This is a genomic window from Pontibacter sp. CAU 1760 (assembly GCF_054482735.1).
Genome location: NZ_JBTLRL010000004.1, coordinates 240,350 through 261,156 on the forward strand (window position 1 = coordinate 240,350; position 20,807 = coordinate 261,156).

The window sequence follows — 20,807 nt, forward strand, 5'->3', positions numbered from 1 at the left end:
GTATGCAGCTTCTGCTACCAAGCCAACACTTGCTGGTTCTTACAGTGTAGTGGCCACTCTGGCAGCCGACAACAACTACGAGGGTCAGGCTTCTGCACCTTTCGCCTTCGCCATCGGCAAGGCTGCTTCTACTGTAGCTGTAACGGGAGATGACACTTTCACTTACAATACATCAGCGCAAGGTCCGGCAGCAGTTACTAAGACTGGCTCAACTGGCGCAGTGACATACAGCTACAGCGGCACCAGCAACGGAGGCGCAGCGTATGCAGCTTCTGCTACCAAGCCAACACTTGCTGGTTCTTACAGTGTAGTGGCCACTCTGGCAGCCGACAACAACTACGAGGGTCAGGCTTCTGCACCTTTCGCCTTCGCCATCGGCAAGGCAAACCAGACCATCACAGTGGCTACTGCTTCTCCTGCAAGTGCAGTGTATAACACTGAGTTCGCGGTTGCTGCCACTTCCACGTCAGGTCTTCCTGTAGCTTACACAAGCTCTGCTCCATTGAGCAACATCGGTGCTACCTACAAGATGAACTCTGGTATCGGAACTGGTGAGGTGATTTACAACCAGGCAGGTAACGACAACTACAATGCAGCCCTAGAGGTGAAAGTGAATGTTGCCGCAGCAAAGGCTGACCAGACCCTCACATGGTATAACCCAGATAACATTGTTTACGGCACGGCGCTTTCTGCCACTCAGCTAAATGCTTCTGTAGCTGGTGTTGCTGGTGGTTATGCCCCAAGTAGCCCGACTTACGATCCTGAATTGGGAACTGTATTAGATGCAGGTTCGCACACTTTATCTGTAAAGGCTGCTGCAACAGACAACTACAATGAGGCGAATAATTCAGTAACGCTTGTTGTTGAGAAACGAATAGTAACAATTAGTCCGACTGCTGGTCAGCATAAGTTTTGTGGTCAGATAACAGATCCTGTATTTGTATTCTCTAATGATGCGGGTTTAGCAGAAGCTGCTTTTGGCATAACCAAACTTGGACGTATAGCAGGAGAGAATGTTAATACTTATGATTTTGTGTTAGGTTCATTGTCTGCCGGATCAAACTATACTCTCAGCCTGGATGCAACCAATAAGTTCGAAATCAGGGGTATAGTAATTGATGCATCTGCAAGCGGTACTTCTGTTCAGATTGGATCTGGAACTACACTTTCTGCAAGCATAAAATCAACTTCTGGTGGTAATCTTCAGGGGGTAAGTGTTGAGTTTTATGTCAATGGAGTAAAAAAAGGTACATCAACTACATCTGATGGCGAAGGTCGCGCAACTCTTGCTATTCCAGCTTCAGAAATAAGCACTGTTGGTTTATATAAAGTAGAAGTCAAAACTTCAAGTGGTTGCACAGGAGCCGCTGCTTACTTCTCCGTTTTTGATCCTACTGCTGGGTTTGTAACTGGTGGTGGTTGGATTGAGTCACCTCTAGGAGCTTATACTGTAGATAAAACTGCTAAAGGTAAAGCGAACTTTGGCTTTAACTCACAGTACAAGAAAGGCAGCAATGTACCTACTGGTAATACTGAATTCCAATTCCAGGCTGGTAACTTGAACTTTAGATCAACAAGCTATAACGAAGGTTCGTTAGTTGTTGCTGGCACAAAAGCAATTTACAAAGGAACAGGTACTATTAATGGAAGTGGAAATTATGGCTTCATGGTTTCCATAGTAGATGGAAACGCGACTGGCGGTGACGGGAAAGATAGATTCCGAATGAAGATTTGGGAGATGAGTGGTACTGTAGTTTATGATAACCAGATGGGAGATGATAATGCGATCTTAGCTTCTGAAAGTACTCTCCTGGGAGGAGGTTCCATCGTAATCCATACGCCAAATGTTAAATCTGCTGGATCTTCTAAGCTAGTCGCAGCGACTGCACTTCCAGAGTCTAATACTTTTATCAACTATCCTAACCCGTTCAATGACAGAACAACCATTACTTTCACTGCTGTTGCAGAAGAAAGCTTTGCGTTGGAAGTATATGATGTGAAGGGAGCTTTGGTGAAGAAAGTAGACCAGGGAACAACAGAAGCTGGCAAGACCTATGCGTATGAGTTTACGAACCGCAGCATGCCGGAAGGAGTTTACTTTGCCCGCTTAATTACAACTTCAGGCGTTAAAACGCTGAAGATGGTGCTGAAGCGCTAAGAAGCAAGTTTAAGCTTTCCTGAAAAGCAAAAGAGCCGGTCCCGGAATGGGGCTGGCTCTTTTGCTTTTCAGGAAAGCTTTTTTTTAATAGAATCCGGTTAGTTCCAGCAGGTGTGCAGATCCTACACCCATCGATAACGGATGGGAGTTATCTTTGATTGACTACTCCTCAAGCATAAGCTTACAACTTCCGTGTGACAAAAAGCAATTCTCAACTACCTGGCAAATTGCGTCTGAGCAGTAGCTGAGGCCATTCTTTGTAGGGTACAAATTTTATGCTTTTCCAAAACAACTTTTTTTAAATTCAGGAGGTATAAGGGTTATCAATTTCTGAGAGGATTTTCTTTACAGCGATTACGATTACTTTATCCTTACCACGATGGTAGTTTGTAAATACATTTTTAAAAAACTCTTCGAACTTATTTCTGAATAAGGGTTTCAAGGGTATCAAGTTAAAAACTGCCACATATTGCATGTAGTAGTTTATTTTTTTGGAAGTTTGTTTTAAATTTAAAAAAAACAGCTTTACTTTGTTTTCCTAAATGCACGCATCTTTCCTATATAGCATCCACTCTCTACAGGCAAATCCTACTGCCTTGGCTGCGCATGTGCATTTTCATTTCCATCATTCCTCGTCAGAGGAATAGCATCATCATATGGCCCCGTCGGGTATTGACCCAATTTGTTTACTTTGCACCATGCAAAGCAGAATAATCTTTTATATACGCTAAAAAATTTACTCCCACATATGCTACGATTAGCTATCCAAAAGTCCGGCAGACTGAGCGAAGACTCGCTTAAACTGATCCGTGAGTGCGGTATTTCCTTTGTAAACAGTTCGTTGAAGCTCAAAACAGAATCAACTAATTTCCCGCTCGAGATCCTTTATCTCCGCGACGACGATATCCCCGGTTATGTGGCTGATGGCGTAGCTGACATTGGCATTGTAGGCCAGAATGTGCTGGTAGAAGAAGGAAAGCAGGAATTGACCGTCGAGAAACTGGGTTTCTCGAAGTGCCGCCTGTCCCTGGCAGTGCCCAAGACCACCGAATATACCTCCATCAGTGACCTGAACGGCAAGAACATAGCAACCTCTTACCCTAATCTGTTGCAGGCGTACCTGCAGGAGCAGGGCGTGGAAGCGCACATCCACACGATAAGCGGTTCGGTGGAGATTGCACCAAGCATTGGTTTAGCCGAGGCTATCTGCGATATCGTAAGCTCAGGCAGCACCCTGATCAGCAATGGCCTGAAAGAGGTGGAGCGTGTGTTTACCTCAGAGGCAGTGCTGATAGCAAATGAAAAGCTTGACACAGAGAAGAAAGCAATCCTTGAAAAACTACTCTTCAGGGTACACGCGGTGCAGCGCGCCCAAAAGAAAAAGTATATCCTGCTGAACGCGCCGAATGATAAACTGAGCGAGATACGTGCGATGTTGCCGAGCATCAAAGCGCCGACCATCCTGCCATTAGCGGAAGATGGCTGGAGCTCGCTGCACTCAGTGGTGAACGAGGATGATTTCTGGGAGATTATCGAGAAGATTAAGGCTGCCGGAGCACAGGGCATCCTGGTTATCCCTATCGAAAAAATGATCATTTAAGCCATGCGCAATCTCATCAATCCGGAAAGGGGGGTATGGCAGGAGCTGGTTACGCGCCCCACAAAAAATCTGGCAGAGCTGGAGCCTGGCATCGGGCAAACTTTTAAGCTGGTGCAGGAACAGGGCGATGCAGCCCTGCTGGAACTGGCCGCTACGTACGATGGCGTGCAACTGGAGCAGCTGCTGGCTACTCCCGAAGAAATAATCGCAGCCGAGGGTATGCTGCCTGCTGATTTGAAAGGGGCGATTTTGCAGGCCTTTTCCAATATCCAGCTGTTTCATACCCAACAGGCAGAGCCCGTAAAGCAAGTGGAGACAATGCCCGGCGTTACGTGCTGGCGCAAAAGCGTTGCCATCGAAAAAGTGGGTTTATACATACCCGGAGGCACGGCACCACTTTTCTCGACTTTGCTGATGCTGGGAATACCGGCTCGCATTGCCGGCTGCAGCGAAATTGTGCTTTGTACGCCGCCTCAAAAGGATGGCACCATACACCCGGCCATACTCTACACAGCTTCTTTGCTTGGTATCACACAGGTGGTAAAGGCCGGTGGCGCTCAGGCCATTGCAGCCATGGCCTTTGGTACCGAAAGCGTACCGGCAGTGTATAAAATTTTCGGGCCTGGCAACCAGTATGTTACCGTGGCCAAGCAGCTGGTAAGCAAATTGGGCGTAGCCATCGATCTGCCTGCCGGTCCGTCAGAGGTGCTGGTGATTGCAGATGAATCGGCCAACCCGGCTTTTGTGGCAGCCGACTTGCTATCGCAGGCTGAGCACGGGCCCGACTCACAGGTGGTGCTTTTAACGAATTCGGAGCAGCTGGTCGAGCAGGTAGCGCAGGAACTGCAGGCGCAGCTGGCCATGCTGCCGCGGGAGGCTTTTGCCGCGCAGGCGCTGGATAACAGCCTGAGCATCGTGTTTGAAAGCGTTGCGGACATGCTGGATTTCTCTAACGTGTATGCTCCCGAGCACCTGATTCTCTCTATCACCAATTTTGAGGGCGCGCTGGACAGTATAACCAACGCAGGGTCTGTTTTCCTGGGTAATTACAGTCCGGAATCAGCCGGCGACTATGCATCCGGCACGAACCATACCTTGCCCACCAATGGCTATGCCCGCGCTTACAGCGGCGTTTCGCTGGACAGCTTTGTGAAGAAGATCACGTTTCAGCACATTACGCCGGCCGGTTTGCAGCAGATAGGCGCTACCATCGAGACGATGGCCGCAGCCGAAGGCCTGGAAGCCCACAAAAATGCAGTATCCATCAGACTAAAAGAGGTAAACCGTGTTTAACCTGAACGATATCATCCGCCCGAATGTGCTGAAGATGAAGCCCTATTCATCGGCTCGGGACGAGTTTAAAGGCAATGCCAGCGTATTCCTGGATGCCAACGAAAACAACCTGGGCAGCCTGGCAGGCAACAATTACAACCGTTACCCAGACCCTCACCAAAAGCAGCTGAAAACAGTCATCGCTGAGTTGAGGGGTGTGCAGCCGGAGCAGATATTTTTAGGCAATGGCAGCGACGAAGCCATTGACTTACTGTTTCGGATGGTATGCCGCCCCGGTCAGGATTCGATGCTGCACCTGCCCCCAACCTATGGGATGTATGAAGTGTCGGCCAACCTGAACGATGTGGAGCTGGAGGCTGTGCAACTCACCGCTGATTTCCAGCTACCGGTAGAAGCCTTACTGGCCAAGGTAAAGCCCACCACGCGCATCATTTTCATCTGTACGCCAAACAACCCGACCGGCAACGCCATTGAAACCAGCCCCATTGAGCAAGTGCTCCGCCAATTCAACGGGTTAGTGGTACTGGACGAAGCCTACGTGGACTTTTGCGACACGCCCAGCTGGACAACCCGACTCGAGGAGTTCCCAAACCTGGTGGTGCTGCAGACTTTCTCGAAGGCCTGGGGTATGGCAGGCCTGCGCCTCGGGCTGGCTTTTGCCTCAGCGGAGATCATCTCGGTGCTCGACAAAATAAAGCCGCCATACAACATCAACGAGGCAACGCAGGAGCTGGCGCTAGAAGCCTTAACGCGTACAGAGGCTCTGAAAGACATGGTAGAGGAGATTGTACAGGAACGTACGCTGCTCATGCACACATTGCCTGCTTTACCGGCTGTGGTGAAGGTGTTTCCGTCGGATGCCAATTTTATACTGGTGCAGGTAACGGATGCCAATGGCCTTTACAACTATCTGCTGGAGAGAGGCATCGTGGTACGCAACCGATCTACTTTGCCGGGGTGCGGGGGCTGCCTGCGCATCTCTGTTGGCACGCTGGAAGAGAACCAGCAGCTTTTACAGGCTATCGCCGATTTCAAGTAAACTAAACAGTAATAAACAGGTGAGGGAGCATACCTAAATAGTTTTCGCTCACCCATAGCGTTCCCTTCAAATGAAAAAAGCACTCTTCATCGACCGTGATGGCACTATCCTGGTAGAGCCTAAGTCGGATTTTCAAGTGGATTCCTTCGATAAATTCGCTTTTATACCTAAATCCATCAGCAACATGGCCCGGATTTTCCGGGAACTGGATTATGAGTTTGTGATGGTGACAAACCAGGATGGTCTGGGAACCGACTCTTATCCGGAAGACACCTTTTGGCCATTCCAAAACAAGATGCTGGAGATTCTGGAGAGCGAGGGTATACAGTTCGGGGAGATACTGATTGACCGCAGCTTTGAGCACGAAGGCTTGGAGACCCGCAAACCGGGAGTCGGCATGATGCAGCAGTACCTCTCGGGGGCGTACGACCTTCAGAACAGCTACGTGATCGGAGACCGGCAGACAGACGTTAAACTGGCCCAGAACCTGGGAGCACAGGCTATCTTTATCGGGGAGACGCAAGCCGAGGGTGCGGCGCTCAGCACTAACAACTGGGACGAGATTTATACCTTCCTGAAGCAGCCCCGCAAGCGGCAGGCCGCAGTGCAGCGCAAAACGTCTGAAACGGATATCCGTGTGGAGCTGAATCTGGATGGCACCGGAAAAATGGAGATTCACACCGGCTTGGGCTTTTTTGACCATATGCTGGAGCAAGTGGCTAAGCACGCCAAGTTAGACTTGACTATACACGTGAAAGGCGACCTGCACATTGACGAGCACCATACCATCGAAGATACTGCATTGGCCCTGGGAGAGGCCTTTTTGCAGGCGCTGGGCGAAAAGCGCGGCATCAGCCGATACGGTTTTTTCATACTTCCGATGGATGATGTGCTGGCGCAAGTAGCCATCGACTTTAGCGGCAGGCCCTGGACGGTATGGAATGGAACATTTAAGCGTGAGAAAGTAGGGGACATGCCGACGGAGATGTTTTTTCACTTCTTCAAATCGTTTAGCGACACTTCTAAGTCAAACCTAAACATAAAAGTAGAGGGCGAAAACGAGCACCATAAAATAGAGGCCCTGTACAAGGCTTTTGCCCGCGCCATCCGCATGGCAGTGCAAGTGGACCCCACTGACACAGCCATCCCCAGCACCAAAGGGATATTATAAAAACTGACGGCTTAACAGCTTAGAAGGAGGGGAGGCCATGGCTTTCCCTCCTTTTTTTGTAGCTTGACGGGTAAAATTGTATCCCGGTTAGCGACATTTTAGCTATTTATGACTGTTAACCGCTGTTTTTATTGTGTCGGGAACTGACAAAGTTGCTGACCGGGTTAAAATAGTAACCGTACATAAGTTAAGTATTCACTAGCTTTTAGAAAAATTAATCACCTTTCATTGTCCTTGTGGCTGTAGCAGCTGCTTAGATTAACCTTTTCTATATGGCATCAATTTCCTGACCATGCGCCATATTTCAATATACCTGCTTGTAATTGCCTTCTCCGTTTCGGTAGCAAGGGCAGCCCCCGTTCTTCCTCCAGACACGGCCGCCGTTTCCCCGCCAGTTATACCTTCTGCCATTGAGAAACTCTCCAGGCTCCTGACCTTCCAGACGGTGTCGTCTGATGACTCCGCTACAATTAACACCGCTTCTTTTTTAGACTTGCATGCTTACCTGGAGGAGGCTTTTCCGCTGGTACATGAGCGCTTAAACAAAATCACCATCAACAACTATAGCCTGCTGTATACCTGGCCAGGCGTCCAACCCGACCTGAAACCGGTGCTGTTAAGCGCTCACCTGGATGTAGTGCCCGTAGAGCAGGCAACCCTGGCCGATTGGGAGCATCTCCCATTTGAGGGAACAGTGCGGGAGGGGTATGTCTGGGGCAGGGGCTCCATGGACGATAAGTACAGGGTTATAGCCATTTTAGAAGCTGTCGAGCAGTTGCTACAGGCAGGGTATAACCCGGTGCGCACCATCTACATTGCTTTCGGACATGACGAAGAGAAAGGCGGCGAAGACGGTGCTGCCCAAATCAGTCACTATCTGCAGGAGCAGGGCGTTCGGTTAGAGGCGGTGCTCGATGAGGGTATGGCTGTGGCCGAAAACATTATCCCGCGCTTGAAGGATCCAGTGGCCTTTGTTGGAACGGCATCGAAGGGTAATTTAAACCTGCAACTGTCGGTGAGTGGCGATGGTGGCCATTCTTCGGTACCGCCGTCAGAATCACCTGTCACGATACTGAGTAAGGCGATTACGCAGCTGCAAGACCATCCGTTTGAGGCCCGCATGACTCCTACCACCAAAGAGACATTTCGTTTACTGGCCGGGCAAATGGGGGGCAAGTACAAACTGGCGATGCGGCATTACTGGCTTTTTAAAGGCCATATGTTGAAGCGGCTGGGTAAAGATCAGGCCACCAATGCCCTGATCCGGACGCAAATGGCGCCCACCATGCTCACTGCCGGAGAAAAGGACAATGTGATGCCACGCGTTGCCAAAACCGTGATCAACTTCCGGATTTTGACTGGTGAAACGAGCGAAACCGTGATGAGGCACGTATACGACGCGATCCGGGATGATCGGGTGGAGATAGCTGCTTATGGGGTGTATTCTGCCCCGTCAACGCCAAGTGCTACCAACAGTTGGAGCTATGAGGCACTTAGCGAAAGCATCCTGGAGACTTTCCCGGAAGTATGCGCGGTCGTGCCTGCGCTGTTCCCGGGTTCTACCGACGCCAAGCATTATGCAGCACTGAGCGATAATATTTACCGTTTCGCGCCGCAGGTGGTAGACCGCGAAAACATCCTGCTGGTGCACAACGTGAATGAGCGCCTTTCGGTGGATGTGTTTGGGAAATGCATTGTGTTCTATAATTCCCTGATCCGGAACCTGGGCGGAAGCGCCCCGCAGGAAGTAGCCCTCAAAGATTGATAAATTCGAAAAACCTGAGGGGCAGCGCCATAAAATTTGCAAAAAAGTTTGGGAAGTTTAAGATAAGAGAATAGATTTGCAACCATAACGGGAATAAAACAACACTTAGAGCGAGAAATTACAAAGTGATTCAGAACATTCATATGGCATGGTGGTGGCACGTTTCAAATCAGAGCGTGAACAGCCCCGCTATATAGTTTCGCAACCATATAGCACACGATATAAAAAATTGAAACCCGCTGTTCACCTCGAATAGCGGGTTTTTTGTTTGTGACTCTTACCTAAAGCGATGAAAAAATACAAGATCAGTACCACGTATAAGCGCATGCTGGCCGACACACTCACCCCGGTGAGTGTGTACCTGAAACTGCGCGACCGTTTTCCAAACAGCATCCTGCTGGAAAGCTCGGATTACCATGGGGCCGAAAACAGCTTTTCCTACATTTGCTGTACCCCCATTGCCACCATCAAAGCCGAGAACGAAGTGCTGACGGAGACGTTTCCCGACAACACGGTGCGCCATACCCCCATCACCCCGGAGGTGAACGTACCGGCGCAACTGGCCGCCTTTGCAGGCAGCTTTGAGATTGAGGAACACAACAACTTCAATTTTATCCACAACGGCCTGTTTGGGTACATGAACTATGATGCCGTCCGCTATTTCGAGGACATTGAGTTGAACCTGCGCCCAGACCGGCAGGATATACCTGACCTGTATTATGCTGTTTACCGGCACATCATCGCGATTAACCACTTCTCTAACGAGGCCTTTATCTTTGCCCATACCCACGAGGCCGGTGGTACGACTGACGGCATCAAGGAACTGGAGGTATTACTTAACAGCCGTAACATCCCGAGCTATACTTTCTCTACGGTGGGTGAGGAAGAGCACAATATCAGCAGCCACAATTTCCTGAAGAACATTGAGAAAGCCAAGCAGCACTGCTTCCGGGGCGATGTATTCCAGTTGGTGCTCTCGCGGCGCTTTGCTCAAGCCTTCCGTGGCGATGAGTTCAATGTTTACCGTGCCCTGCGTTCTGTCAATCCATCTCCCTACCTGTTTTACTTCGATTACGGCAGCTTCAAGATATTTGGCTCTTCGCCGGAGGCTCAGTTGGTGATTAAAGACAAGAAAGCCAGTATTTTTCCGATCGCGGGTACTTTCAGGCGCACCGGCGATGACGCCGCGGACGCCGCACTCGCTGAAAAACTACTGGCCGACCCGAAGGAAAACGCCGAGCACGTGATGCTGGTTGACCTGGCCCGCAACGACATTAGCCGCAACGGGCACAGTGTGAAAGTAGAGACCTTCCGCGAAATTCAGTTCTATTCGCATGTCATCCACCTGGTATCAAAAGTATCCGGGCAGTTGCACCGGCAGGAGGACTCGCTGCAGATGGTCGCCAGCACGTTCCCGGCTGGCACCCTTTCCGGCGCTCCCAAGCACATGGCCATGCGCCTCATCGATCGGTATGAGTCCACGAACCGGGCCTTTTACGGGGGCTGCATCGGCTTCCTCGACTTCAACGGCAACTTCAACAGCGCCATCATGATCCGCTCGTTCCTGAGCAAGGACTATAAACTGTTTTTCCAGGCAGGAGCAGGCATTGTGGCAGCCTCCAACCCTGAAAGCGAGCTGCAGGAAGTAGATAACAAACTGATGGCCCTGCGCCGCGCACTTCAAATAGCACAAGACATTGACTAATTATGGAAGTACTTGTAATAGATAACTACGATTCGTTTACCTATAACCTCGTGCACCTGCTGCAGGAGCTGGGCGCCCAGGTTACGGTACGCCGAAACGACAAAATAACACTGGAAGAAGTAAGTGCTTTCCATAAGATCCTGCTTTCTCCGGGGCCGGGTATACCTGACGAAGCGGGTATCCTGAAAGACGTCATCAAACGGTATGGCCACGAGAAAAGCCTGTTTGGGGTATGCCTCGGGCATCAAGCCATCGGAGAGGTTTACGGCGGTAAGTTGATTAACAGCAATGAGGTATGGCATGGCATCGCGACGCCGGTTAAAGTGATTCGTGAGGACGAGCCTTTATTCCGGGAGGTGCCGAAGGAGTTTGCATCAGGGCGGTACCATTCTTGGTTGGTGGAGCAGGACATGCCTGCTTGCCTTGTGCCTACGGCCCTGGACGAGCAGGGCCGCATCATGGCGCTGCGCCATCAGGAGCATGACGTGCGCGGGGTGCAGTTTCACCCAGAGTCGGTTTTGACGGAGCATGGGCGGCAGATGCTCAAAAACTGGTTAGAGCATTAGCGGGTTAACGCCAGGCTTTACTGTCTGGTTATCCTCCAAACCGGTTTTTAAATTTAATTTCAGTTGCCAAGTTTATACCTTGCATCAAGCATCACAACAATGAAAGAGATACTGAATCATTTATTTGAACATAAAACACTGACTAAGGAGCAGGCGCACGAAGTGCTCGTGAACGTAGCGGCGGGCCATTATAACCAAAGCCAGATTTCCAGCTTTCTGACGGTATACATGATGCGTAGCATCACGGTGGAGGAACTGGAAGGCTTCCGTAACGCCCTGCTGGAGCTTTGCCACCGCGTAGACCTGGATGCTTACAACCCCATGGATTTGTGCGGCACGGGGGGCGACGGTAAAGACACGTTTAACATCAGCACGCTCTCCTCGTTTGTGGTGGCCGCCGCCGGTATACCGGTAGCTAAACACGGCAATTACGGTGTTTCGTCGTCCTGTGGCTCCTCCAATGTGCTGGAGGCCTTGGGTATAAAATTCACCACAGACACCGATGCACTGGAGCGTAGCATTGCCACGTATAACATCTGCTTCCTGCATGCACCCCTCTTTCACCCGGCCATGAAAAGCGTGGGCCCGATCCGGCGCGACCTGGGTGTGAAGACGTTCTTTAACATGCTGGGGCCGATGGTGAACCCGGCTTTCCCGAAGCGGCAGATGGTGGGCGTGTTTAGCCTGGAGCTTGCCCGTATGTATGGCTACCTGTACCAGCAGCAGCCCGACGTGCGCTACAGCATCATCCATACCCTGGATGGCTACGATGAAATTTCCCTGACGAGTCCCTTTAAAGTGGTTTCGGACAACCGGGAGGCTTTGTATGATGCGGAGACCTTAGGACTGCCTACTTTAAAACACGAGCAGATTGCGGGTGGTCACGATGTCGAGTCCTCGGCACGTATCTTCCTGAACGTGCTGAAAGGGGAGGGCACCGAGGCGCAAACTTCTGTGGTGGCAGCAAATGCCGGTATGGCGCTCCAAACTGCCCAGCCAGCGTTAGCACCGCAGCAGGCTGTGGAAACGGCCCGCGAGATTCTAGTGTCAGGCAAGGCTTTTGCTCTATTTAATAAGCTAGTGCAGGATAAAGCGCTGGCAAACGCTTAAATTTGGATACCGCATACGATCATAAGAACTGAATACAACATGAACATACTCGACGAGATTATAGCGCAAAAGCACAAAGAGGTAGCGGAGCGCCGTGAGTTATACCCTATCAAACTGCTCGAAAAGAGCCTTTACTTTGATACCACCTGCATTTCGCTGGAGCATTACCTGCTGCGGCCAGATAAAAGCGGCATCATTGCAGAGATCAAGCGCAAGTCACCTTCTAAAGGAGATATCAACCCATACGTTTCAGTGGAGCGTACCTCCATCGGATACATGCAGGCGGGCGCTTCGGCCCTGTCCATCCTGACCGACACCAATTATTTTGGCGGCAAGAACGAGGATTTACTGATTGGCCGCAAGTACAACTATTGCCCGATCCTGCGGAAAGATTTTACGGTAGATGAATACCAGATCGTGGAGGCAAAGTCGATCGGGGCGGATGCTATTCTGCTGATTGCCGCCGCCCTGGAACCTGCGCGCCTGAAGGAACTCGCGGCATTTGCCCGTTCTTTGGGCTTAGAGGTGCTGCTGGAGGTACACAACCTGGAGGAGTTGCAGCAAAACCTGAGCGAGTACGTGACGGTGGTGGGCGTGAACAACCGCAATCTAAAGACATTCACTACGGAGATCGAACTGTCTTATGAGCTAGCCAGCCATATCCCGTCCGGCTTTACAAAGATTTCCGAAAGCGGTTTAAGCAAGCCCCAAACTCTGGTGGACTTGCAGGAAGCAGGATACAACGGTTTCCTGATCGGGGAAAGCTTTATGACGAGCAGCAGGCCAGAGCAGGCCGCTGCCGCTTTCATCAAGGAACTTCGGGCTTTACAGGCTAAAAAAACAGGCGCACTGGCATGAAAATAAAAGTTTGCGGCATGCGCGATCCGGAAAATATCCGGCAAGTGGCAGCCCTGCAGCCCGATTACATGGGCTTCATTTTCTACGAGGAGTCTAAGCGGTTTGCCTCAGCGTATATAACGCCTGAGCTGCTCGCATCGCTTCCTTCCTCCGTGCAAAAAGTGGGTGTTTTTGTAAATGAGACGCCTGAGCAAGTACTAGCTACAGTCAAAACATTCGGCCTTGACCTGGTGCAGTTGCACGGTCGTGAAACACCCCGGCAATGCCAGGAACTGCAGGAGGCAGGTATAAAGGTGATCAAGGCATTTTCGGTGGGTGAAAGCTTCTCTTTCGAGAACACACTGCTGTATGAGCGCTACTGCGAATTCTTTCTTTTTGACACGCGCGGTAAACACTATGGCGGTAACGGAGTTAGCTTTGACTGGGAACTGCTGAAAGCCTATGTTTCGGACAAACCCTACTTTCTGAGCGGTGGCCTGACCCTGGATTTGCTGCAGAGCGAGGATTTTCAGAAACTACGGCCGAAGCCTTATGCGGTGGATGTGAACAGCGGGTTTGAGCAGGAGCCAGGTTTGAAAAAAGTGCCGGAACTAGAGCAAATGATTGCCAGTTTCAGGCAAGTGGCTAACTAATAAGCACAGCGTGATTATTGGCAGTTGAGCCTGAATACCAACTAAAGCAGCACAGACTGGCTGGTGCCGCATGCTGGATTATATAGATAATGTATCCCTATGAAATACTCAGTTGACGATAACGGCTTCTACGGCAAATTCGGAGGAGCTTATATACCCGAGATGCTTTACCCCAACGTGGAGGAGCTTCGGCAGAATTACCTCAAGATCATGCAGGAGCCTGATTTCCAGGAGGAATTGCAAAGCTTGTTAAAGGACTATGTGGGCCGGCCTACGCCGCTCTACTATGCCAAGCGACTTTCTGAAAAGCATAAGACCAACATCTACCTCAAGCGCGAGGACCTGAACCATACCGGTGCCCACAAGATCAACAATACCGTGGGGCAGGTATTGATGGCCAAGCGCCTGGGTAAAAAGCGCATTATCGCCGAAACGGGTGCCGGCCAGCATGGCGTAGCAACTGCAACGGTGTGTGCTCTGATGGGGCTGGAGTGCATCGTATACATGGGCGAGATTGACATTCAGCGGCAGGCCCCGAACGTGGCCCGCATGAAAATGCTCGGGGCCACCGTGGTGCCCGCCACCAGCGGCAGCCGCACCCTGAAAGACGCCACCAATGAGGCGATCCGTGACTGGATCAACAATCCGGAGGACACCTACTACATCATCGGCTCTGTGGTTGGCCCGCACCCTTACCCGGATATGGTGGCTCGCTTCCAGGCGATTATCTCGGAAGAGATGAAGTGGCAGTTGAAGGAGAAGACGGGCAGTGAGAACCCGGATTATGTGATAGCCTGCGTGGGTGGTGGCAGCAACGCAGCCGGTGCCTTCTACCATTACCTTGATACTCCGGAAGTGAAACTGGTAGCCGTGGAGGCCGCTGGCATGGGTGTTGATTCTGGTGAGTCGGCGGCTACGTCGGTGCTGGGCACGGAAGGCGTGATACACGGCAGCCGCACGCTGCTGATGCAGACCGCGGACGGGCAGGTAACCGAGCCATACTCTATCTCGGCCGGCTTAGACTATCCTGGTGTTGGTCCGTTGCACGCGCACCTGTTCGACTCTAAGCGCGCTATTTTCGAGAGCATAACGGATGCTGAGGCGCTGGAGGCCGTGCTGGAACTGACCCGCCTCGAAGGCATCATCCCTGCCCTTGAAAGTGCCCACGCCCTTGCGGTCCTGGACAGAATCGGGGCCAAGCCGGATGATGTGGTGATCGTGAACCTTTCCGGTCGCGGCGATAAAGATTTGTCAACCTACTTAGATCGATTCGACTTGAATGGATAATAGAATAAAAACACTCTTTGAGCAGAAGCCGCAGGGCCTGCTGTCGGTATACTTCACGGCGGGCTACCCGAACCTGGAAGACACGGTGCCGATCATCCTGGAATTAGAGAAAAACGGCGTGGACCTGATAGAGGTGGGCATGCCGTTCTCTGACCCTTTGGCCGATGGCCCCACCATCCAGAAAAGCAGTGAGATTGCCCTTAAAAACGGTATGACTATACCGAAGCTATTTGAACAGCTTCAGGAGATCCGAAAGCATACCCAGATTCCGTTGGTGCTAATGGGCTACCTGAACCCGGTGATGCAGTATGGTGTGGAGCGCTTCTGCCAGAAAGCCCGTGAGGTAGGCATCGACGGCATCATCCTGCCTGACCTACCGCTGGCTGACTATGTGCGGGAGTATAAGGAGATTTTCGAACAGAACAACCTGAGCAAAATTTTCCTCATTACGCCACATACCCCGGAGCAGCGCATCCGCGAAATCGACAGCCATACCAACGGCTTTGTGTACATGGTGTCGTCCGCCTCAACCACGGGTAGCACTACCGGCCAGGCCGTCGTGAACACGGACTACTTTAGCAGGGTAGGCAAGATGGGGCTGCGCAATCCGGGGATGATCGGTTTCGGCATCCACAACCGTGACACGTTTTCGCAAGCCTGTAACCATGCCCGTGGAGCTATTATCGGCAGTGCCTTTATCAAGGCGCTGGGGCAGGAGGGAACCGTGGCCGAGAACATCCAAACATTTATCCAAAGCATCAGAAACTAACATGATCATACAACTGCAGCAGGGCATCCCTGACAATCTGAAAGAAAACATCCTACAGCAGGTTGACAAAATAGGCTACAAAGCCAGCGAGGTAAAAACCCAGCGTGGCGATTACCTGGTGGCCATCGGCAAGAAAGAGTTCGACATCCGTTCGATCGGGCAATTGCCGGGCGTGGCAGACATTCACCGCGTGTCAGAGGAGTATAAGCTGATCTCGCGCAAGTGGCGCGTGGAGCCTACCCGCATTGATTTGGGAGACGGTGTGACCATAGGTGAGGGCAACTTCAGCATTATGGCCGGTCCGTGCTCTATCGAAAGCGAAAAGCAGATCGAACTAGTGGTGGAGCACCTGAAGGAGAACAATGTGCAGATCATGCGCGGCGGCGTATTCAAGCCGCGCAGCTCACCTTATGCTTTCCGGGGTATGGGCATTGAGGGCCTGCAGATGTTTTACCGCCTCTGCCGCGAGAATGGCATCAAGATCATCACGGAGGTGATGCAGGTGTCGCAGATCGATGAGATGATTGACTATGTGGATGTGTTCCAGGTAGGGGCGCGCAACAGCCAGAACTTTAACCTGCTCGACTCGCTGGGCGAGGCACAGAAACCAGTCTTGCTGAAGCGCGGTATTTCTGGTACCATTGAGGAATTGCTACAGGCGGCAGAATATATCTTCTCGAACGGTAACGAGGATATCATGCTGTGCGAGCGCGGCATCCGAGGATATGAGAAAGCTTACCGCAATATCCTGGACCTTAACGCGGTGCCGGTGCTGAAAGAGAAAACCCACCTGCCCGTGATTGTGGACCCCTCGCATGGCATCGGTCTACGCGACTTTGTGGCCGATATGGCCTTGGCAGCCGTGATGGCAGGGGCAGATGGCGTGATCTACGAAACGCATCAAAAGCCGGAGGAGGCGTTCTCAGATGGCCAACAAACCCTGGACTTTGCTGAGTCTTCGCGTTTGATTCGACGGATGCGCCAGGCCTACGCGCTGCGCGAAAGTTTCTAGCCTGCTTGCTGCAATTTTCAACCCTGGGTTGCTTGCCCTACGTATGAAGTCCGTTAGCCCGAAGCCTGACTCACGAATGAGCCAGGCTTCGGTTTTTGAAAGCCGGCACAAGCTTATACCTTTGAACCAAGCAGCGCCATTGTTTTAGGATGGCACTTTAAATCAGATCATGGCAAAACCACTGGACACTTTCCGGAGAGCTATTAATTTCGAAGATCTCCGCAACAAACACCCCAACGACATCGCGGAGGTCATCACCGAACTGAGTGCCAAAGAGCGCATTTTGGCGTTTCTGCTGTTGCCCGGAGAGCTGAAAGCGGAGGTATTCACTTATTTCAATCATAAGATTCAGGAGGACATCCTCAAAGAGCTTGGCTCGCGCGACACAGGTGAGATGCTGGAGAACATGGCCCCTGACGACCGAACTGAAATTTTCGAGAATTTCCCGGACCTGCTCATCAAGGAGTCCATCAACCTGCTGTCGGATGAGGAGAAGAGCATTGCCCTGAACCTGTTGGGCTACCCCGAGAAAAGCATTGCACGCCTCATGACGCCTTACTACATACAGGCCAAGAAAGGCTGGACGGTGCGACAGGCCATCGCCAACATCAAGCGTTACGGCAAAAAAGCCGAAACCCTGAACCACGTGTATGTGGTGGACAAGGAGAACAAGCTGATCGATGACATCCGGATTGGCAAGTTGCTGATGGCCGAGGAAGAGCGGACCATTGAATCCTTGATGGATTACCAGTTTGTGTGCCTCACCACCACCATGAACCGCGAGGAGGCCATTGAACAGTTCGACAAGTACGACAGGGCCGTAATGCCAGTGGTATCGGAGAACGGCGTGCTGGTGGGCATCGTGACCTTTGACGATATCTTTGACGAGATCGAGCGCCGGGATACCGAAGACATTCAGAAGTTCGGTGGTTTGGAAGCTTTGGAACTGTCCTATACCGAAACCCCGCTGCTAACCTTGGTGCGCAAGCGTGCCAGCGTGCTCATGATCCTGTTTTTGGGTGAAATGCTGACGGCTTCGGCTATGGGTTTCTTTGAGGTGGAGATTGAGAAAGCGGTGGTACTGGCCTTGTTTATACCCCTCATTATCTCAAGCGGCGGTAACTCCGGCTCGCAGGCGGCCACGCTGATCGTGCGTGCCATGGCCATTAAAGAACTATACCTGCGCGACTGGTGGTATGTGATGCGCAAGGAAGTATTGTCTGGGTTGATGCTGGGCTTGATATTGGGGGCAGTGGGTTTCCTGCGCATCATACTCTGGCAGCAGGCTGGCTTTTATGACTATGGGGCATACAGCGTCTTAATTGGTCTGACAGTGGGTCTTTCGCTAATCGGAATCGTGCTATGGGGCACTATTTCGGGCTCCATGATTCCGTTTCTGCTGCATAAACTGGGACTGGACCCAGCCACTTCCTCAGCGCCTTTTGTGGCTACACTAGTAGACGTAACGGGTCTGGTCATTTATTTCTCCATTGCGGCTGCGCTTTTAACGGGTACTTTGCTTTAATTTTTCAGGAATTCGTTAACGATAATAGCGTACTTGTTTTATATTTGTAAACTACATGGCAGCAACACAGGCACATTTGCATCACCATCATGCACGAAGCAACAGTTTCGGAGCCGCCTGCCTATGGATTTGCTAAGCATTTAATGTATATATCCAAAAGCCTGACTCCGAAATGGGTCAGGCTTTTTTGTTTCTCAATCAAGCCTGAAGTTTACTTCAACGCTGATTCTTAGTTTTAAAAAACAAATCGATCCCAATGAACTTAGTTATTGTAGATTATAAAGCGGGTAATGTGCAGTCGGTGCTGTTTGCGCTGGAACGGCTCGGGGTGCAAGCCACGCTGAGCGCTGACTTTGAGACCATCAAATCCGCGGACAAAGTGATCTTCCCGGGCGTGGGCGAGGCCTCTTCAGCGATGGCGCAACTGAAAGCCCGCAACCTTGACAAGCTCCTGCCCACGCTAGAGCAACCTTTTTTCGGCGTTTGCCTGGGTATGCAGCTGCTCTGCCAGCACTCTGAGGAAGGCGATACCGACCTGTTGGGGATTATACCCTTGGAGGTAAAGCGCTTCCAGACGGAGTTGAAGGTGCCCCACATGGGCTGGAACCAGTTGGAAAACCTTGACTCTCCTTTGTTTGAGGGGCTGCAGGAGAAGGAGTTCGTGTATTACGTGCACAGTTATTATGTGCCGATGAGCGAGTATACCATAGCCCAGACCTCTTACCCCGAGCCATTCTCGGCGGCTTTACAGTATAAAAACTTTTATGCGGCGCAGTTTCACCCAGAGAAAAGCGGACCTGCCGGCGCTCAAATCCTGAAAAACTTTTTAGCGATATGATGGAAATTATCCCAGCCATAGACCTTATCGGCGGCCAGTGCGTGCGCCTGACAGAGGGCGACTTTTCACAGCAAACAACCTACGACAGCAACCCATTGGAGGTAGCCAAGCGCTTTGAGGCTCACGGCATCAAGCGCCTCCACTTGGTAGATCTGGACGGTGCCCGCGCGAAAAAGCCAGTGAACCTCGCGGTGCTGGAGAAAATTGCCGCTAACACCAACCTGACCATCGACTTCGGTGGCGGTTTGCAGTCGGATGAGGCGGTGCAGCAGGCCTTTGATGCAGGCGCTTCGCAGATCACGGCAGGCAGTATTGCTGTGCGCGAGCCTGAGAAGGTGAAAGCTTGGCTCGAGCAGTATGGGGCGAAGCGCATCATCATCGGCGCAGATTTCAAGGGCAGGAACATCGCTATCAGCGCCTGGACGGAGGAAAGCGACTACGCCCTGGAGACTTTTATCTCGGATTACGTCAGCTACGGCGCCAAGCTTTTTATCTGTACCGATGTGAGCAAAGACGGCAAACTGCAGGGCCCCTCGCTTGAAACATACCAGCATCTGCAAACAACACTGCCGGAAGCGGGTTTAATTGCCAGCGGCGGTGTAACCACCATGCAGGATGTGGAGGCATTGCAGGCCATGGGCGTAACCGGGGCCATCATTGGGAAAGCCATTTACGAGGGCACCATTCAATTAAAAGACTTAGAGCGATTTATATATGCTGACTAAACGCATTATCCCTTGCCTAGATATTAAAAACGGGCGTACGGTAAAAGGCGTCCGTTTCGAGAACATCCGCGATGCCGGAGACCCGGTGGAGCTGGCCAAATGGTATGCCGAACAAGGAGCCGACGAGCTGGTGTTTCTGGATATCACGGCCACGAACGAAGAGCGCAAGACCTTCGCTGAACTGGTGCGCGACATTGCCCGGCACATCGACATCCCCTTCACGGTTGGAGGCGGTATAAGTTCTGTGGCCGATGTGGAAGTCCTGCTGCAGGCAGGTGCCGATAAGGTGTCTATTAACTCAGCGGCTATTCGCAACCCGAAACTGGTGGAGGAATTAGCCAAGCGCTTCGGTAGCCAGTGCATAACCGTAGCCGTAGACACCAAGTATACCGAGGCCACCGGCTGGAAAGTATACGCCCGTGCCGGTACCGTGGAAACAGAGCACGCTACCGTAGACTGGTGCAAGTATGTGACGGAATTGGGTGCCGGAGAGATTCTGCTCACCAGCATGAACAATGATGGCACCAAAGCCGGCTTTGCCCTGGATATAACAAGTGAGGTTGCTAAAGCCGTCTCCGTGCCAGTAATCGCCTCGGGTGGTGCAGGCAATCTGCAGCACTTCTCAGATGTGTTTCAGCAGGCCCATGCTGATGCCGCCCTGGCAGCCAGCCTTTTTCACTTTCGTGAGATGGGCGTGCCGGACCTGAAGCAGTATCTGAAAGAGCAAGGCTTGGCCATGCGGCTTTAAGTATAA

At 51.5% G+C, this 20,807-nt stretch carries 17 protein-coding genes and 2 pseudogenes; all 19 read left to right on the forward strand.

Translation table 11 applies throughout. The annotated features are described in order from the left end of the window. A partial coding sequence (locus ACXYMU_RS07650) for a T9SS type A sorting domain-containing protein (protein ID WP_458985776.1) occupies positions 1 to 2,158 on the forward strand: 2,158 nt, incomplete at its 5' end. 748 nt (positions 2,159 to 2,906) lie between these two features. After that, positions 2,907 to 3,758, forward strand: a complete 852-nt coding sequence (gene hisG / locus ACXYMU_RS07655) for an ATP phosphoribosyltransferase (RefSeq protein ID WP_458985777.1) — start codon at positions 2,907 to 2,909, stop codon at positions 3,756 to 3,758. A 3-nt stretch (positions 3,759 to 3,761) separates the two neighbouring features. Next, the gene (gene hisD, locus ACXYMU_RS07660) at positions 3,762 to 5,051 is read left to right on the forward strand and encodes a histidinol dehydrogenase (RefSeq protein WP_458985778.1); all 1,290 of its coding nucleotides are present in this window, start codon (positions 3,762 to 3,764) and stop codon (positions 5,049 to 5,051) included. Beyond that, positions 5,044 to 6,090, forward strand: coding sequence for a histidinol-phosphate transaminase (gene hisC, locus ACXYMU_RS07665; protein WP_458985779.1), 1,047 nt, complete (start codon positions 5,044 to 5,046; stop codon positions 6,088 to 6,090). Before hisD ends, hisC begins: the two co-directional genes overlap by 8 nt. Before the next feature lie 70 nt (positions 6,091 to 6,160). Then, positions 6,161 to 7,261: a bifunctional histidinol-phosphatase/imidazoleglycerol-phosphate dehydratase HisB gene (hisB, locus tag ACXYMU_RS07670; RefSeq protein ID WP_458985780.1), complete on the forward strand. Its 1,101-nt coding sequence runs from the start codon at positions 6,161 to 6,163 to the stop codon at positions 7,259 to 7,261. A gap of 292 nt (positions 7,262 to 7,553) precedes the next feature. Next, positions 7,554 to 9,026, forward strand: coding sequence for a M20/M25/M40 family metallo-hydrolase (locus tag ACXYMU_RS07675; protein WP_458985781.1), 1,473 nt, complete (start codon positions 7,554 to 7,556; stop codon positions 9,024 to 9,026). 325 nt (positions 9,027 to 9,351) lie between these two features. Next, a pseudogene (locus ACXYMU_RS07680) lies at positions 9,352 to 9,789 on the forward strand (anthranilate synthase component I family protein); the annotation flags it as partial. Positions 9,790 to 9,942: 153 nt separating this feature from the next. Beyond that, positions 9,943 to 10,731: pseudogene (locus ACXYMU_RS07685) on the forward strand (anthranilate synthase component I family protein); the annotation flags it as partial. Between the two features lie 2 nt (positions 10,732 to 10,733). Continuing rightward, complete coding sequence (locus ACXYMU_RS07690) at positions 10,734 to 11,297, forward strand: anthranilate synthase component II (protein ID WP_458985782.1); 564 nt, start codon at positions 10,734 to 10,736, stop codon at positions 11,295 to 11,297. 99 nt (positions 11,298 to 11,396) lie between these two features. Beyond that, positions 11,397 to 12,407: an anthranilate phosphoribosyltransferase gene (trpD, locus tag ACXYMU_RS07695; RefSeq protein ID WP_458985783.1), complete on the forward strand. Its 1,011-nt coding sequence runs from the start codon at positions 11,397 to 11,399 to the stop codon at positions 12,405 to 12,407. 39 nt (positions 12,408 to 12,446) lie between these two features. Continuing rightward, entirely contained in the window at positions 12,447 to 13,265 is an 819-nt protein-coding gene (gene trpC / locus ACXYMU_RS07700) for an indole-3-glycerol phosphate synthase TrpC (protein ID WP_458985784.1), read from the forward strand. Next, complete coding sequence (locus ACXYMU_RS07705; protein ID WP_458985785.1) at positions 13,262 to 13,897, forward strand: phosphoribosylanthranilate isomerase; 636 nt, start codon at positions 13,262 to 13,264, stop codon at positions 13,895 to 13,897. Before trpC ends, ACXYMU_RS07705 begins: the two co-directional genes overlap by 4 nt. A 99-nt stretch (positions 13,898 to 13,996) precedes the next feature. Next, positions 13,997 to 15,184, forward strand: a complete 1,188-nt coding sequence (gene trpB / locus ACXYMU_RS07710; protein ID WP_458985786.1) for a tryptophan synthase subunit beta — start codon at positions 13,997 to 13,999, stop codon at positions 15,182 to 15,184. Then, positions 15,177 to 15,953, forward strand: a complete 777-nt coding sequence (trpA, locus tag ACXYMU_RS07715; RefSeq protein WP_458985787.1) for a tryptophan synthase subunit alpha — start codon at positions 15,177 to 15,179, stop codon at positions 15,951 to 15,953. The genes trpB and trpA overlap by 8 nt, the downstream gene beginning before the upstream one ends. A gap of 1 nt (position 15,954) precedes the next feature. Next, positions 15,955 to 16,965 carry a bifunctional 3-deoxy-7-phosphoheptulonate synthase/chorismate mutase gene (locus ACXYMU_RS07720; protein ID WP_458985788.1) on the forward strand — a complete coding sequence of 337 codons (1,011 nt, stop codon included), beginning with the start codon at positions 15,955 to 15,957 and terminating at the stop codon, positions 16,963 to 16,965. 169 nt (positions 16,966 to 17,134) lie between these two features. Further along, positions 17,135 to 18,490: a magnesium transporter gene (mgtE, locus tag ACXYMU_RS07725; RefSeq protein ID WP_458985789.1), complete on the forward strand. Its 1,356-nt coding sequence runs from the start codon at positions 17,135 to 17,137 to the stop codon at positions 18,488 to 18,490. Between the two features lie 256 nt (positions 18,491 to 18,746). Continuing rightward, entirely contained in the window at positions 18,747 to 19,328 is a 582-nt protein-coding gene (gene hisH / locus ACXYMU_RS07730) for an imidazole glycerol phosphate synthase subunit HisH (protein WP_458985790.1), read from the forward strand. Then, entirely contained in the window at positions 19,325 to 20,053 is a 729-nt protein-coding gene (gene hisA, locus ACXYMU_RS07735; RefSeq protein ID WP_458985791.1) for a 1-(5-phosphoribosyl)-5-[(5-phosphoribosylamino)methylideneamino]imidazole-4-carboxamide isomerase, read from the forward strand. The genes hisH and hisA overlap by 4 nt, the downstream gene beginning before the upstream one ends. After that, positions 20,043 to 20,801 carry an imidazole glycerol phosphate synthase subunit HisF gene (gene hisF, locus ACXYMU_RS07740; protein ID WP_458985792.1) on the forward strand — a complete coding sequence of 253 codons (759 nt, stop codon included), beginning with the start codon at positions 20,043 to 20,045 and terminating at the stop codon, positions 20,799 to 20,801. Before hisA ends, hisF begins: the two co-directional genes overlap by 11 nt. Positions 20,802 to 20,807 lie beyond the last annotated feature (6 nt).

Excerpts from the sequence above, each read along its gene's own strand:
- hisH (WP_458985790.1), top strand. The coding sequence starts at position 18,747 with ATGAACTTAGTTATTGTAGATTATAAAGCGGGTAATGTGCAGTCGGTG.
- hisD (WP_458985778.1), top strand. The coding sequence starts at position 3,762 with ATGCGCAATCTCATCAATCCGGAAAGGGGGGTATGGCAGGAGCTGGTT.
- ACXYMU_RS07720 (WP_458985788.1), top strand. The coding sequence starts at position 15,955 with ATGATCATACAACTGCAGCAGGGCATCCCTGACAATCTGAAAGAAAAC.
- hisG (WP_458985777.1), top strand. The coding sequence starts at position 2,907 with ATGCTACGATTAGCTATCCAAAAGTCCGGCAGACTGAGCGAAGACTCG.
- ACXYMU_RS07705 (WP_458985785.1), top strand. The coding sequence starts at position 13,262 with ATGAAAATAAAAGTTTGCGGCATGCGCGATCCGGAAAATATCCGGCAA.
- trpB (WP_458985786.1), top strand. The coding sequence starts at position 13,997 with ATGAAATACTCAGTTGACGATAACGGCTTCTACGGCAAATTCGGAGGA.
- trpA (WP_458985787.1), top strand. The coding sequence starts at position 15,177 with ATGGATAATAGAATAAAAACACTCTTTGAGCAGAAGCCGCAGGGCCTG.
- hisF (WP_458985792.1), top strand. The coding sequence starts at position 20,043 with ATGCTGACTAAACGCATTATCCCTTGCCTAGATATTAAAAACGGGCGT.
- trpC (WP_458985784.1), top strand. The coding sequence starts at position 12,447 with ATGAACATACTCGACGAGATTATAGCGCAAAAGCACAAAGAGGTAGCG.
- hisA (WP_458985791.1), top strand. The coding sequence starts at position 19,325 with ATGATGGAAATTATCCCAGCCATAGACCTTATCGGCGGCCAGTGCGTG.
- ACXYMU_RS07675 (WP_458985781.1), top strand. The coding sequence starts at position 7,554 with ATGCGCCATATTTCAATATACCTGCTTGTAATTGCCTTCTCCGTTTCG.
- mgtE (WP_458985789.1), top strand. The coding sequence starts at position 17,135 with ATGGCAAAACCACTGGACACTTTCCGGAGAGCTATTAATTTCGAAGAT.
- hisB (WP_458985780.1), top strand. The coding sequence starts at position 6,161 with ATGAAAAAAGCACTCTTCATCGACCGTGATGGCACTATCCTGGTAGAG.
- trpD (WP_458985783.1), top strand. The coding sequence starts at position 11,397 with ATGAAAGAGATACTGAATCATTTATTTGAACATAAAACACTGACTAAG.
- ACXYMU_RS07690 (WP_458985782.1), top strand. The coding sequence starts at position 10,734 with ATGGAAGTACTTGTAATAGATAACTACGATTCGTTTACCTATAACCTC.